Below are 13566 nucleotides of genomic sequence, written 5' to 3' on the forward strand. Positions count from 1 at the left end.
CATGACCCCCTATCGCGCCGTTATCGGTCTTGCCGGCCACGTAGATCACGGCAAGACCCTGCTGATCAAGGCCCTCACCGGCATCACTACGGCCCGTGCCCACGAGCAGGCCATCGGCATGACCCAGGATCTCGGCTTTGCCCACTTCGACGACGGTCAGGGCAACACCATAGGCGTCATCGATGTGCCCGGTCACGAGCGCTATATCCGCAACATGGTGGCGGGGCTCTGGAGTCTGGATCTGGTGCTGCTGGTGATTGCCGCCGACGAGGGGTGGATGCCGATGACCGGCGATCACCTGCGCCTGCTCAAGGCGATGGGGGTGCCACGCCTCTTGGTCTGCATCAACAAGTGCGATCTGGTCTCCCCCGACGAGCTTTTACTGCTTGAAGAGAGCCTGCTGGAGCGGGTGATGGACGAGAGCGGCATGGTGCCCGATATCGTCAGCGTCAGCGCCAAAACCGGCGAGAACATGGCCGCCCTGCACACCGCCATCGTGCGCCAGTTGGGGGACATGGCCGAGCATCATGTCCCCCGCGAACAGGTCGCCCCGCGACTGTATGTAGACCGGGTCTTTACCGCCAATGGCACCGGTACCGTGCTCACCGGCACCCTGCAGCAGGGCAGCCTCAAGGTGGGGGACAAGCTGCGCCTCTACCCCGCCGATCGGGAAGTGCAGGTGCGCTCCCTGCAGGCCTATCACCAGAGCGTCGACGAGATCGGCGCCGTCTGCCGGGTGGCAGTGGGCCTTAAAAAAGTACCCCACAAGGAGGTAGCCCGCGGTCACTGCCTTACCAGCGCCGCTGGCCAGTGCGAGGCGGCAACCCACCTTATCGTGCGGCTCTGCGAGGTCGGCGGCAGCATCCGGGAGCAGCGCAACCGCGAAGTGGAAGTGGCCCTCGGCAGCTGGCATGGCCGCGCCCGTTTTGTACCCATCAAGGACACCCGGCTGGCGCGGCTGATCTTTGCCAGCCCCATTCCCTGCTTCTTTGGCCAGCCGCTTGCCATCATTCGCCACGGCAGCAGCGAACTGCTGCACGGCGCCCGTATCGTCTGGTGCGGCGACATCCACCCCGCCAGGCGCAAAACGCTGCACGCCCTGCTGGGCGAGCTGCCGGATCTGCTGGAACACTACAACCCGGCCGCCCTGCAGCTGGGACTCAACGGCTATGTGCTGGCCAGCCGCTTTGACCAGCGGCCAGAGCAGGTCACCCCCCTCGGTGACTGGCTGCTGGATAGCTGCTGGCTGGCCCAAAGTCGCGACCAGCTGCTCGCCACCCTGGCCAGCGAACCGCTGAGCGCTGCGGAGCTCACGACCCGCTTTGGCATCGCCCTGCCGGTCACTCAGGCCCTGCTCCAGCAGCTCAAGCGCGAGCAGCTTGTTCGCCTGCACCATGACAAGTGGCAGCCGGGCAGCGGCGAGTCGGAAGATGATCTGGGGGAAGAGGCGCAACTGGTGCTCAAGGTGGTGCGAGATCAAGGCAAGGAGGGTTACGAGCCCGGTAAACTGGGTCCCGGCGGCGTGGAGCTGGATCCGTTTATCACCCGCAAGCTGCCCGCAGCCCTGCAGCAAGACCTGCTGCAGAAAGGCACGTTGCAAAAGCAGCTGCGCAACCTGGCGCGACTCAAGTATCTGGTGCAGCTCGATGGCCCCATCTACTACGACGCCGCCCTTTACAACCAGATGGTTGCCGCCGTGCTGGCGGGCCAGCAGGTGGGAGATCTGATCGACATGGCATCCTTCAAGGAGATCACCGGTTTGTCGCGTAAATACGCCATTCCGTTCTGCCTGCGCATGGAGATGGATGGCTGGGTGCGGCGCGAGGAGAACGAGCGCCGGGTGCTGCGTTTGCCAGCCACTCAAGATGAGATGGAGCCGGCATGAGCGCCACCATCGCCCCCTCTAGCTCTTCCAATCCTGTGGCCAGCCGGCTGCGCCGCGAATTTCATATCGACGGTATCGTGCAGGGGGTCGGCTTTCGCCCCTTCGTCTATGGGTTGGCGCTGCGCCACGGCCTTGCCGGCTATGTGTTGAACGATGCCAACGGCGTCACCATAGGTGCCGAAGGCTCCCCCGAGCAGCTCGCCAGCTTTGCCCGCGAACTGCGGGAACTGGCGCCGCCGCTGAGCCGCATCGATCATTTCAGCGAGCGGGAACTGCCCCTCGCTCATGATCCCGACTTCGATGGCCAATTTCATGGCCAGTTTCGAATTAAAGCCAGCCAGCAGCAGAGCGCCGCCACGGTCGCCATCTCGCCGGATCAGGGAATGTGCGAGGCGTGCGCCAACGATGTGGCCAACCCTGCGGATCGCCACCATCACTACCCCTTTACCAACTGTACCCACTGTGGCCCGCGCTACACCATCATTCGCCGCCTCCCCTACGATCGGCTCCACACCGCCATGGCCGGTTTTGCCATGTGTCCGCGCTGTGCGGCGGCCTATGAAGACCCGCTGGACAGACGCTACCACGCCCAGCCGGTGAGCTGCCCCGAGTGCGGGCCGCATCTGACCTGGCGCAGCGGCCGCGGCGATGTGCTGGCCGAGCGCGAGGATGCCCTGCTCGAAGCCGCCCGCGCCCTGCAAGCGGGAGCCCTGATTGCGGTCAAGGGGATGGGGGGGTATCACCTGATATGCGATGCCCGCAATGAACAGAGTGTCGCCAGATTGCGAACGCTCAAACGGCGCGCGCGCAAGCCGCTGGCGGTGATGATGGGCTCCCTTGCCGAGGCCAAACTGCATGTCACCGGCAGCGAAGAAGAGTGGCAACTGCTCGCCTCTCAGGCCAGACCCATCACCTTGCTGCGCAAGCGCAAAAACGATGATCGGCTCTCAGAATCGCAACAACCAGCGGCCCCGCTGGCCGAGGGGATCGCACCCGGCATCCCCTACCTCGGCGTCATGCTCCCCTATACCCCGCTGCACCAGTTGTTGCTGGATGCCTGCGCCATGCCGCTGGTGGCCACCAGTGCCAATGGTCGCGGCAGCCCGATCCTTATCGAGTACGAGGCGGTGGTCAGGGAACTCGGGGGCGAGATTGACGGCATCCTGGATCACAACCGCCCCATCCTGCACCCCTGCGACGACAGTCTGGTGCAGTGGGCCGGTGGGCGACGCCAGACGTTGCGGCTAGCCCGGGGCTATGCCCCCTGCACCCCCAGCCTGCAAGAGGCGGTCAAGGTGCCGCTGCTGGCGGTCGGAGCCCAGCAGAAGAACCAGCTGGCGCTCGCCTTCGGCCGCCAGCGCATCTACAGCCCCTATATCGGCGATCTGCACAGCCTGCCGATGCAGAGCCACTTCGAGCAGACCCTGGCCACCTTTCGCGATCTCTACGATCTCAAGCCCGAGCTGCTGGTCTCGGACTGCCATCCCGGCTACCTCAGCCACCAGTGGGCCAAAGGCTATTGCCGCGATCAGGGTGCGACCCACCTCGAGGTGCAGCACCATCACGCCCACCTGCTGGGGGTGATGGCCGAGCACGACATCACGGGCCCGGTGCTGGGGGTTGCCTTCGATGGCACCGGCCTTGGCAATGACGGCACCCTCTGGGGCGGCGAGCTGCTGCTGGCCGATGTGAAGGGCTTCGAGCGTGTTGCCCACCTTGCCCCCTTCAAGCTGATCGGCGGCGAAGCGGCCATCCGCGAGCCAGTGCGCCAGCTGCTGGGGCTGCTGTTTGAATCGCACAGCCCTGAGCAGATCAGTGCCCTCGATATTCCGTTGATCAAGCAACTGCCCCTTAAGCGGATCCGCAACCTGCACCAGCTCTGGCATCTCGGTCGCAACGCCCCCTACACCAGCTCCATCGGTCGGCTGTTCGATGCGGTGGCGGCGCTGTTGGGAGTGATCGACACCCCCGATTACGAGGGCGAAGCGGGGCTATTGCTGGAGGCGGCTGCCTTGCAGCTGGCCCCCGATGAACAGCCCTTCCCCCTCGCCTTTGATCTCAGCCAATCAGCGGAAGGGCCGCTGCAGATCGAGTGGGCCGAGCTCATCAATACCCTTGTCAGCGAGCGGCGCAAAGGCACCGCCACCGCCAGCCTGGCCGCCGGTTTTATCCGCGCCATAACCAATCTGGTGGTTGCCCTGGCCGAACGCTTCCCCGGCTATCCGGTGGTACTCGGGGGCGGCGTCTTTCAAAACCGGGTGCTGATGGACCAGCTGGTGCCCGCTCTCGAAGCAGCCGGCCGGCAGGTATTGACCAGCGAAACCCTGCCGCTCAATGACGGTGGCATCGCCGCCGGTCAGCTCTGGTTTGCCATCCACCATCTTGCCACGCATCAGCCTGTCACCACCGGTTGTGCCACCTTGTCGGAGTCCTGAAATCCATGTGTCTATCCATCCCCTCTCAGGTGGTGCAGCTGCACCCCGAAGATAACTGCGTCACCGTCGACACCCTGGGGGTGCAGCGACGCGTCAGCTGCATGCTGCTCGAAGAGCCTCTCCAGGTAGGCGACTATGTGCTGCTCCATATCGGCTTTGTGATGAGCAAGATTGACCAAGAGGAGGCGCAGGCCAGCCTCGAGAGCTTCCGCCAGATGGTGGCCCTGATGCCAGAGCAGGATATTTTGCCATGCTGACCTTGAATGACCTGTTTCAGGGCTTTCGTCAGCCCGAGGTGATCCGCGCCCTCGCCGCCCAGATCACTGAACTGGCCAAAGATCTGCCCGAACCGCTGCGGGTGATGGAGGTGTGCGGCGGCCATACCCACACCATCATGAAGTACGGCCTGCACCAGCTGCTGCCGGCCAGCATCGAGTTTGTCCACGGCCCCGGCTGCCCGGTCTGCATCATGCCCAAAGAGCGCATCGATCAGGCCATCGAGCTGGCTAGCCAGCCCAGCGTCATTCTGGTCACCTTGGGGGACATGATCCGGGTGCCAGGCTCCAAGGGCACGCTGGCCCAGCAGCGGGCCAAGGGGAGCGATATCCGCCCGGTCTATGACCCCCTCGATGCCCTGCGCATCGCCCGTGAGAACCCGGACAAAACCGTGGTCTTCTTCGCCATCGGTTTCGAGACCTCCACCCCCATGACCGCGGCGCTGCTGGCTGCCGCTGAAGATCAAGGGGTCAAGAACCTGCTGTTTCATATCAACCATGTGCTGGTGCCGCCCGCCATTCATGCGGTGATGGCCGACGGGGTGGCCAAGGTGAATGCCTTCATCGGCCCCTCTCACGTCAGCGTCATCACCGGCGCCGATATCTACCTGCCCATCGTCGATCGCTATCAGGTGCCGGTGGTGGTGAGCGGCTTCGAGCCGGTGGACGTGATGGAGGCACTGCTGATGATGGTGCGCCAGAAAGTGGAGGGTCGCTACGCCCTGGAGGTGCAGTACAGCCGCGCCGTCACTGCCAGCGGCAATAAAGCCGCCCAGCGGCTGGTCGAGCGCTTTTTCGAGACCCGCGAGCACTTTCGCTGGCGAGGTCTGGGGGATATCAACGCCTCAGCCCTGCGCCTGCGCGATGCCTTCGCCAAGCGCGATGCGGAGCGTCACTTTGCACTCAATCAGACTCCCATCGATGACCATAAGGCGTGCCAGTGCGCCGATATCCTGCGCGGCTTGGCCAAACCGAACCAGTGCAAAGTCTTTGGCCGGGGCTGCACCCCGACCCAGCCCATGGGCAGCTGCATGGTCAGCTCCGAAGGGGCCTGCAATGCCTACTACCGATATATGGGGATCCAATGAGAGAAATTCAGTCAAGCCACGGTGGTCGGGTAATGAGTGGAGATGAATCTGTCTGCTTCGGCAACCTTGTGGAGATCCAATCGTGATGAGAGAAATCCAGTTAAGCCACGGCGGCGGCGGCGTCGAGATGAATCAGCTGATCAACCAGCTCTTCTTTCGCCACTTTGGCAACGAGATCCTGCTGCGCGGTGAAGATGCAGCCCTGCTGCCGGTCAGCGGCCCCGTCGCCTTCACTACCGACAGTTTTACCGTCTCGCCGCTGTTCTTCGAGGGGGGCGATATCGGCAAGCTGGCCATCGCCGGCACGGTCAATGATCTCGCCATGATGGGGGCCAAGCCCGAGTATCTGAGCTGCAGCTTTATCATCGAGGAGGGGTTCCCCTACGCCGATCTTGCCCGCATCGTCGAGTCGATGGCGGCTGAACTTGCCAACAGCGGTGCCCGTATCGTCTGCGGCGACACCAAGGTGGTGCCCAAGGGGGCGGCCGACAAGATCTTTATCAACACCAGCGGGGTCGGCACTTTCCCGCTGCCCGAACAGAGCCGGGGCATCTCGGTGCGCAACCTCAAGGCTGGTGACGCCATTCTGGTGTCGCGGGATATCGGCAGCCACGGCGCCTGCATCCTGATGGCCCGCGACGCCCTGCAACTGGGATCTGATCTCAAGAGCGACTGCACCACCCTCTGGCCGCAGGTAGAAGCGCTGCTAAAAGCGGGGATTACCCCTCACGCCCTGCGCGACGCCACCCGCGGTGGCCTTGCCGCCGTGCTCAACGAGTGGAGCAGCGCCTCCGGCGTTGCCATCGAGCTGGAGGAGTCCGCCATTCCGGTCTGCGATCCGGTGCGCGGCCTGTGCGAGCTCTACGGTTTCGAGCCCCATGATCTCGCCAACGAGGGGACCATGGTGCTGGCCCTGCCTGCCGAACAGGCGCAGGACGCGCTGGGTATCTTGCGGCAATTCAACCCCGCTGCCAGCCAGATCGGCGTGGTGCAGGCAAGCGAGCGCCACAAGGTGATCCTCAATAACCCCTGGGGCAGCCGCCGTTATCTGGAGCTGCCGCAAGGGGAGCTGCTGCCGCGGATCTGTTGAGCAACCATGCCGTTCGGTCAATTACAGGGAGGAGTCACTGCTTCTCCCCATAACGGTTAAGGAGCCACCATGCACGAAATGTCTCTGGCCATGGCAGCCATCGATCTGGCGGCCGAGCAGGCCACCCAGCGGGGCTTTACCAAGGTGACCGCCCTCTGGCTCGAGGTCGGCAGCTTCTCCTGCGTCGACCCGGACACCATTGCCTTCTGTTTCGAGGCGGCAGCCAAGGGCACCGCCGTCGAAGGCGCCCAGCTGCACTTTCAGCACCAGGCGGCAGAAGCCTGGTGTTACGACTGCAACAAGACGGTCACCCTCACCGAGCGCGGGCAAGCCTGCCCCGAGTGTGGCGGGTACAAATTACGAGTCGCGCAGGGTGATAGCCTGCGCATCACCGACATCGAGGTAAGTTGATATGTGTAGCGTATGCGGATGCGGCCAGGCGCGGATCGCCGGCCATGAGCACGATCATGAGCATCATCACGAACATGAACATCACCATCAACATGGTCATGAGCACGACCATCATCATGCTCATGACGCCCATCACCATCATGACCACGAGCAGAGCGCACCGCGCACCCTGATCATTCACCACCACTACCACAATCAGGGGGATGTCCATCACCACTACCACGGGGTGCGGGCTCCCATGAGCCATGAGGGGCATGATCACCCACACGATCACCACCAAGATCACCCCCACAACCATCATCATGAACATAACCACCATCATGATCACGGCCATTCCCACGCGCATCCCCATGAGCACAGCCATGACCATGACCATGACCATGACCATCAGCAGGGTGATCTGCACTACGGCAAAGGGGAAGCGGGGTTGTCGGTCCCCGGCATGGGACAGCGCCAGCTGATCGCCATCGAGATGGACGTGCTCGCCAAAAACAACGCCTTGGCCGCCCACAACCGCGAACACTTCGACGAGGCGGCCCAACTGGTACTCAATCTGGTGTCGAGCCCGGGTTCAGGCAAGACCACCCTGCTGTGCGAAACCCTGCGCCAGCTGGCCGACAAGCGCCCCTGCGCGGTAATCGAAGGGGATCAGCAGACCAGCGCCGATGCGGATCGCATTCGCGCCACCGGCGTCCCTGCCGTGCAGATCAACACCGGCAAGGGCTGCCATCTGGACGCCAAGATGGTCCACGACGCCTGCCACCAGCTGCCCGCCAATGAAGGGGGCATCCTCTTTATCGAGAACGTCGGCAATCTGGTCTGCCCCGCCAGCTTCGATCTCGGCGAGAAGTACAAGGTGGCGATCCTCTCCGTCACCGAGGGGGAAGAGAAGCCGCTGAAATACCCGGACATGTTTGCCGCCGCCCAGCTGATGGTGATCAACAAGATCGATCTGCTGCCCTATGTCAGCTTTGACGTGGCCCGCTGCATCGAGAACGCCAAACGGGTCAACCCCTATATCCAGGTGATCCAGGTCAGCGCCACCACCGGCGAAGGGATGGATGCCTGGCTCAACTGGCTGGCTACGGCCTGAACCAGAACCGGTTAAATGCCGTTACCAACGGCAGATAAAAGAGAGGGAGGCTGATGCCTCCCTCTCTTTTATCTGCGAACCTTGCCAGCCGTTCTATCTGCACCAAATGGCCAGCCTCTCACACTCGCGTCCCCTCACCCTGGCCCTCTCCCCAAGGAGAGGGAACCTGTTCATGGATGCTGGCAATATGCTCGAAATATTCGCCCCCTGAGAGGGCCAGCCAGCATAACAACCCGCCCAGTTTCCCAAACCCCGAGCCTGGCGAAATGGCACCTTCTGCTCCCTTCTCCCCTTGCGGGATAAGGGCTGGGGATGAGGGGGAAGCCAATCTTCAGGCCACGCTGCGGGCCATAGACTCCGCCTCAGCAGGCGCCTCACCAAAGCGCAGCACCCGATGGCAGATTTGGCGCAGCAGTGCCTGCTGGTGACTGAATACAAGCATGGCGAGGCCGCGCTGCTCGCACTCAACCATCAACTCCCGCCAGAGTTGACGCTGGATTTGCGGATCCAGCTGGGCGGTCACCTCATCGGCAATCAGCAACCGGGTGCGGGGATCGAGGGCGCGCAGCAGCGCGATGCGGGCCAGCTCGCCGCCGGAGAGCTGACCGGGTTTACGACTGAGCCACGCAGGCTTGACCATAAAGCGGGCCAGCATGGCCTTATCGGGGCGCCATACATCCCACAGCGCCTGGCCAGTGGTGCGATAGGGATTGAAGGTGAGCTCCGGGTGCTGGGGCACCAGCTGGATGGGGTTATAACCTTTTACCTGTTCAGGCACCGGCTGCCCATCCAGCAGGATCTGCCCGCCGGCCCCAACCGGTTGCCAACCGGCCAATACCCGCCCCAGGGTGGTCTTGCCATGACCGCTAGGCGCAGAGATGCCGAGCCGCTCCCCCGCTTTCACCGTCAGCGATAACCCCTGCCAGAGGGGGCGTTCCCCCTGATTGATGGTGAGATTTCGTACTTCCAACATCAGGAAACCTCCGGCACGGAGAAGAGCGCATTGAACTCCGGTAGCGCCTGCCAGTGGGCTCTGAGCATCTCGCTCCCCTGCCCCTGGCGCAGATGGTGACAGCTCAGGGTGTCGCTCACCTGGCCCTGATGCAGCGCGACGATGCGATCGGCAAAACGGGCCGCCAGCGCCAGATCATGGGTGACCCAGAGGATGCCGCTGCCCTGATTGGCCAATTCACGCAACTGGCTGAGCAGCTGGCAGGCCAGCCCCTCGTCGAGCCAGGCGGTGATCTCGTCCGCCAGAATGTAGCGGGCACCACCAAGTGCCGCGGTGCAGGCCAGAATGCGCTTGGCCATGCCGCCGGAGAGCTGGCGCGGATAGCTGTCCAGCGTGGTGGCGGGCAGCTGGTAGCGCAGCAGCTGCTGGCCGAGCCGCTCGCGGGAACCGCTCTGACCGCACAGACGCGCCGCCCGGCCCAGCTGGCGCTCCACCGTCAGCAGCGGATTGAGGGCGCTCACCCCCTGCGGCACATAGCAGAGGGTGTGGCCGCGCAGTCCGGCACGGCTGGTGTCGCACAGGGGCACGCCATCGAGGGAGATGGTGCCGCGCATGCGCAGGTTGTCCGGCAGCAGGGTCAGGGCGCTTTGCAGCAGCAGGCTCTTGCCCTCGCCACTCCCTCCCACCAGCGCCACGATTTCGCCGGGCGCCAGTTGCAGTCTGATATCGGTCAACAGCGGTCGCCAGCTGCACCGCCCCAGCCAGGAGTAGTGGGCCGCCTCTATGGTCACCTGGTCAAAACTCAGCATGGTTCACTCCTGTGCCACAGCAATTGTTGCAGGGTCCGCGAGTAATCAGATCGAACAGCGGCGCCAGCCAGACTGTGCTGACGCCAGATGGCGCTTTCAAAACTCAGCATGGTTCTCCCCCAAACCAGAGTTGTTGCAGGGCGCGAGTAGCCTGATCAAACAATAAAACCAAGGTCAGCAGCATCAGCCCGGGGAAGAGGGCCAGCCACCAGCCGCCACCGGCCAGATAGCGCAGGGCATCGGCCAGCAGCAGCCCCAACGAAGCCTCGTGGGCCGCCAGACCAAAGCCGAGGAAGCTCAGCGCCGCGCTGTGCAGCACCGCGTGGGGAAACATCAGCAAAGTGCCGATAAACCACTGGGGCAACAGCCCCGGCAGCAAGTGGGTGCGCCAGCGACGCAGCGCCCCCATCCCCTGACAGCGCGCCAGCACCACATAGTCGCTGCTGGCGATCCGCCGCGCCTCGGCGCAGAGAATGAGCGCCAGCTTGGGCCAGTGGGTCAGCGCCACCGCCAGGATCACCCCGCGCATGCCGCCCCCTGCGGTAAAGCAGATCAGGATCAACAGCAGCATATGGGGCAGCGCCAGCATGGCATCGATCACCAGCCGCACCGCCGCATCGCACCTGGGATGAACCAGCGAGAGGCTCGCCGCCACCATGGCCAGCAGGCCGCTGCAGAGAGCCGTGCTGATGCCCAGCTCCAGACTGGTGAGAGTACCCTGAAAGGCCCGCAGCCAGAGATCCCGCCCCATCTGATCGGTGCCGAACCAGTGAACCAGCGAGGGGGGCTGCTGGCGAGCCAGCAGATCCATCGGCACATCCTGATGAGAGAGGCTCCAGCCATAGCTGGCCAGCAGCAACAGACAGATCAGCGCAAAGCCCAGACGCAGCAAGGAGGGGAGCGGGTTAAACAGCATGCACACCCTCCCAGCCCCGGTTGATACGGGCCAGCAGCACCCGCGCCGCCGTGTTGCCCAAAAAGACCAGCAGGGTGCAGAAGAGCACTATGCCCATCAGCAGGGGAATATCCCCCCGCAGCCCCGCATCCACGGTGGCCTGGCCAAGACCCGGATAGGAGAAGATCTTCTCCGCCAAGAGCGATCCGCCAATCAACTCACCGAGGGAGGCAAACTGCAGGCAGAGCGCCGGGGTCAGGGCGTGGCGCAGCACATGAAAGCGCAGCATGGGCCAGCCGCCATCCCCCTGAGCACGGGCATAGCGAATAAAATCGCTCGCCAGCACCTCGGCCACCCGCTCCCGGGTATGCAGCGCGATGTTGCCAAGCCCCAGCAGGGCCAGGGTTGTGACCGGCAGCAGCAGATGACGCAACCGCATGGCCCAATCCGCCTCATCGGCAGCCAGTCCCGGCGTCCAGGCGCAGCAGACCGGCAGCAGCGGCCAGTGCACCGCAAACAGCGCCAGCAGCAACAGGCCCACCCAGAAGGTGGGCAAGGAGGCGAGCAGGTAGGCAAAGCGGCAAATCAGGCGATCGGGCCAGCGGTTGAGATAGCGACCGGCGCAGAGCCCAAGCAGGATGCCAAAACAGCCGGAGAGCAGCCAGGCGCCCGCCAACAGCAGGAAAGAGGCGGCAAAGCGCTGGCCAATCACCTCACCCACAGGCGCGTTGTAGAGCATGGAGTAGCCGAGATCCCCCCGCAGCACCTGGCTAAACCAGTGCCAGTAGCGCAGCCAGAGCGGCTGATCCAGCCCCCAGCGGGCGGCGATGCGGGCGTACTGCTCAGGCGGTACATGGAGCAGATCGTTGCCGATATAGGCCTTGATGGGGTCGATGGGGGAGTAGCTCAGCAGCACGAAGGTGGCAACAGAGACCAGACAGAGCAGCCCTGCCAGACGCAGCAGGGCTTTCAGAGTGGCAGTCATCATGGTGGACGAACTTAGCGGCACGTCCACCGCCAATCCTGCAGGTTATTGAGCAGTGACCAGCTACCGTGGATCTCCGGCGCCCCCTTGCCAAGGTCGATGCAGCGGTTGGCGAGATAAGTGTGCTGCACGTTGAGCAGCCAGGCCCAGGCCGCATCCCCCTGCACTCCGGCGCCACGCTTGCCATCCCACTCCACCTGCTGCCAGAACGGCACGGCCGCCTGCCAGTCGGGGGCATCCAGCGCCTGCTTGAGGTGGCCATCCACCACCGGGTTCTGGTAATAGCCCGGGTTGTAGAACTCCACGCCGGCGGAACCGCTCTGGTAGTGGTGGTAGAGCTCCATGGGATCCAGACTCCCCCACCCCATCAGCACCGGGTTGGCGTGCATCTCGCGCTCCACCTGCTCCCAGCTGCCGGACTTGAGGCTCACCTCGAGCCCGATGGGTTTGAGCATGGCCCGCACCGCTTCCGCCAGATCCCGGCGGGTGCTGTCACCGCTGGTGTACCAGAGGGTAAAGGCGGCGCGCAGGTCGCCCTTGTGGCGAATGCCGTCACTGCCCATCTTCCAGCCCGCCTCGTCGAGCAGGGCGTTGGCGTGGGCGGCATCCCCATCCTTGAAAGCGGTGGCCTTGTTTAGCCAGGGCAAGCCTTCTACCGCGCTGTAAGCGGGGATGGCGTGCCCTTCCAGCAGCTGATCGGCCAGCAGCTGGCGGTCGATGGCGTAGTTGATGGCGCGGCGCACCGCTACGTCCGAGGTCACGTCGTTGCCGATGGGATAACCCTTGGCATCTTTGCCGCCCGCCGGCGGAATGGGGAAGACGATGCCGCGGTTCTCCACGCTTGGCCGCACCCACAGCTTGAGAGAGGCAGGGACTGTGGGCGCCAGCGACGGAGCGATGCGCACCAGGTCGAGCTGGCTGCTCTGGGCGGCGGCGTAGGCGCTCTCTTCATCGATAAAGACAAACACCAGCCGCTTGAAGTCATTGCTGCCGCCGGCGTAATGGGGGTTAGCCTCTACCACCAGCTGCTGGCCGGGCAGGAAGCTCACCAGCCGGTAAGGGCCGGCGCCGACCGGATGGCGGGCGTAACGCTTGGGATCGTAATCCCGCTTCGACACTATCCCGAGCGATCCCAGCACGTTGACGAAGGTGCTCTGGGGGGCGCTTAAAGATATGGCAACCTCGGTAGGCGAGAGCACCTTGGCCGAGACAAAGTTGCCCATGTCGATCTTGCCGCCACCCTGGGCTGCGCTGTTGTAGGTAAAGGCCACGTCTTCGGCGGTGAGCGGCGCGCCGTTGGAGAATGTCAGATCCGGCTTGAGGGTAATGATCCATCCCTTGCCATCCTGGTTCGGGGTCACCGATTGGGTAAGCACGTTTTGCCAGCTGAGATCGGCGTTTTGCTTGAGCAGCGGGCTGTGCAGCAACAGGTAGCTGCCGTGGCTCCAGCCAAGCAACGGGTCGAACCCTTCGGTGGGCTCACTGCCGATGGCGAGCTTGAGTTCGACGGGGACGGGCCGGGCCGCCAGCGCCATGGAAGAGAAACCGCCCGAGAGCAGGGCCAGCAAGGCGGCCGCCGTGACAGAGAGGCCTTTACGGTGGCCGGCGTTGCTGCCTGAGTGGCAGCCAAAGCATTGAATGGTCATAA

General features: G+C 63.9%; 13 protein-coding genes. 7 read left to right on the forward strand and 6 right to left on the reverse strand.

All coding sequences use genetic code 11. From position 1 onward, the window contains the following. Window position 1 precedes the first annotated feature (1 nt). The 6 genes from selB (at window position 2) to hypA (ending at window position 7184) form a co-directional block, all read left to right on the forward strand. On the forward strand, window positions 2–1885 hold the full coding sequence (selB, locus tag PG881_RS06200; RefSeq protein WP_270798713.1) for a selenocysteine-specific translation elongation factor: 1884 nt from the start codon (window positions 2–4) through the stop codon (window positions 1883–1885). Further along, complete coding sequence (gene hypF, locus PG881_RS06205; RefSeq protein WP_270798716.1) at window positions 1882–4320, forward strand: carbamoyltransferase HypF; 2439 nt, start codon at window positions 1882–1884, stop codon at window positions 4318–4320. The genes selB and hypF overlap by 4 nt, the downstream gene beginning before the upstream one ends. Before the next feature lie 5 nt (window positions 4321–4325). Continuing rightward, the gene (locus PG881_RS06210; RefSeq protein ID WP_124253047.1) at window positions 4326–4577 is read left to right on the forward strand and encodes a HypC/HybG/HupF family hydrogenase formation chaperone; all 252 of its coding nucleotides are present in this window, start codon (window positions 4326–4328) and stop codon (window positions 4575–4577) included. After that, complete coding sequence (hypD, locus tag PG881_RS06215) at window positions 4571–5683, forward strand: hydrogenase formation protein HypD (RefSeq protein WP_270798719.1); 1113 nt, start codon at window positions 4571–4573, stop codon at window positions 5681–5683. Before PG881_RS06210 ends, hypD begins: the two co-directional genes overlap by 7 nt. 85 nt (window positions 5684–5768) lie before the next feature. Continuing rightward, window positions 5769–6773 carry a hydrogenase expression/formation protein HypE gene (gene hypE / locus PG881_RS06220; protein WP_270798985.1) on the forward strand — a complete coding sequence of 335 codons (1005 nt, stop codon included), beginning with the start codon at window positions 5769–5771 and terminating at the stop codon, window positions 6771–6773. Window positions 6774–6842: 69 nt separating this feature from the next. Then, on the forward strand, window positions 6843–7184 hold the full coding sequence (hypA, locus tag PG881_RS06225) for a hydrogenase maturation nickel metallochaperone HypA (protein WP_005333346.1): 342 nt from the start codon (window positions 6843–6845) through the stop codon (window positions 7182–7184). On the opposite strand, the gene PG881_RS06230 is transcribed toward hypA, so the two are convergent. Then, complete coding sequence (locus tag PG881_RS06230) at window positions 7162–7536, reverse strand: hypothetical protein (protein WP_270798722.1); 375 nt, start codon at window positions 7534–7536, stop codon at window positions 7162–7164. The genes hypA and PG881_RS06230 overlap by 23 nt on opposite strands. Between PG881_RS06230 and hypB the strand changes: the two genes are divergently transcribed. Further along, window positions 7423–8277 carry a hydrogenase nickel incorporation protein HypB gene (gene hypB, locus PG881_RS06235; protein WP_270798724.1) on the forward strand — a complete coding sequence of 285 codons (855 nt, stop codon included), beginning with the start codon at window positions 7423–7425 and terminating at the stop codon, window positions 8275–8277. The genes PG881_RS06230 and hypB overlap by 114 nt on opposite strands. Before the next feature lie 331 nt (window positions 8278–8608). On the opposite strand, the gene PG881_RS06240 is transcribed toward hypB, so the two are convergent. The 5 genes from PG881_RS06240 to PG881_RS06260 form a co-directional block, all read right to left on the reverse strand. Beyond that, complete coding sequence (locus PG881_RS06240; RefSeq protein WP_270798727.1) at window positions 8609–9250, reverse strand: ATP-binding cassette domain-containing protein; 642 nt, start codon at window positions 9248–9250, stop codon at window positions 8609–8611. Further along, window positions 9250–10038: an ATP-binding cassette domain-containing protein gene (locus PG881_RS06245; RefSeq protein ID WP_270798730.1), complete on the reverse strand. Its 789-nt coding sequence runs from the start codon at window positions 10036–10038 to the stop codon at window positions 9250–9252. Before PG881_RS06245 ends, PG881_RS06240 begins: the two co-directional genes overlap by 1 nt. A 103-nt stretch (window positions 10039–10141) precedes the next feature. After that, window positions 10142–10954 (reverse strand): ABC transporter permease, encoded by an 813-nt coding sequence (locus tag PG881_RS06250; protein WP_024944964.1) that lies wholly within the window; start codon window positions 10952–10954, stop codon window positions 10142–10144. Then, a complete protein-coding gene (locus tag PG881_RS06255) occupies window positions 10944–11948 on the reverse strand; it encodes an ABC transporter permease (protein ID WP_408770215.1) in 1005 nt (334 codons plus the stop codon). The genes PG881_RS06250 and PG881_RS06255 overlap by 11 nt, the downstream gene beginning before the upstream one ends. Further along, window positions 11933–13564, reverse strand: coding sequence for an ABC transporter substrate-binding protein (locus PG881_RS06260; protein ID WP_270798737.1), 1632 nt, complete (start codon window positions 13562–13564; stop codon window positions 11933–11935). Before PG881_RS06260 ends, PG881_RS06255 begins: the two co-directional genes overlap by 16 nt. Between the last annotated feature and the right edge of the window lie 2 nt (window positions 13565–13566).

This window comes from Aeromonas sp. QDB54 (assembly GCF_027707385.1).
In the GTDB taxonomy this organism is placed as follows: domain Bacteria; phylum Pseudomonadota; class Gammaproteobacteria; order Enterobacterales; family Aeromonadaceae; genus Aeromonas; species Aeromonas hydrophila.

Bases quoted from the DNA above. Each gene is read 5' to 3' on its own strand.
- PG881_RS06230 (WP_270798722.1), bottom strand. From the start codon at position 7,536: ATGGGGATGCGCGTGGGAATGGCCGTGATCATGATGGTGGTTATGTTC.
- PG881_RS06260 (WP_270798737.1), bottom strand. From the start codon at position 13,564: ATGACCATTCAATGCTTTGGCTGCCACTCAGGCAGCAACGCCGGCCAC.
- PG881_RS06210 (WP_124253047.1), top strand. From the start codon at position 4,326: ATGTGTCTATCCATCCCCTCTCAGGTGGTGCAGCTGCACCCCGAAGAT.
- hypE (WP_270798985.1), top strand. From the start codon at position 5,769: ATGAGAGAAATCCAGTTAAGCCACGGCGGCGGCGGCGTCGAGATGAAT.
- hypD (WP_270798719.1), top strand. From the start codon at position 4,571: ATGCTGACCTTGAATGACCTGTTTCAGGGCTTTCGTCAGCCCGAGGTG.
- PG881_RS06245 (WP_270798730.1), bottom strand. From the start codon at position 10,038: ATGCTGAGTTTTGACCAGGTGACCATAGAGGCGGCCCACTACTCCTGG.
- hypA (WP_005333346.1), top strand. From the start codon at position 6,843: ATGCACGAAATGTCTCTGGCCATGGCAGCCATCGATCTGGCGGCCGAG.
- hypB (WP_270798724.1), top strand. From the start codon at position 7,423: ATGAGCCATGAGGGGCATGATCACCCACACGATCACCACCAAGATCAC.
- PG881_RS06250 (WP_024944964.1), bottom strand. From the start codon at position 10,954: ATGCTGTTTAACCCGCTCCCCTCCTTGCTGCGTCTGGGCTTTGCGCTG.
- selB (WP_270798713.1), top strand. From the start codon at position 2: ATGACCCCCTATCGCGCCGTTATCGGTCTTGCCGGCCACGTAGATCAC.
- hypF (WP_270798716.1), top strand. From the start codon at position 1,882: ATGAGCGCCACCATCGCCCCCTCTAGCTCTTCCAATCCTGTGGCCAGC.
- PG881_RS06240 (WP_270798727.1), bottom strand. From the start codon at position 9,250: ATGTTGGAAGTACGAAATCTCACCATCAATCAGGGGGAACGCCCCCTC.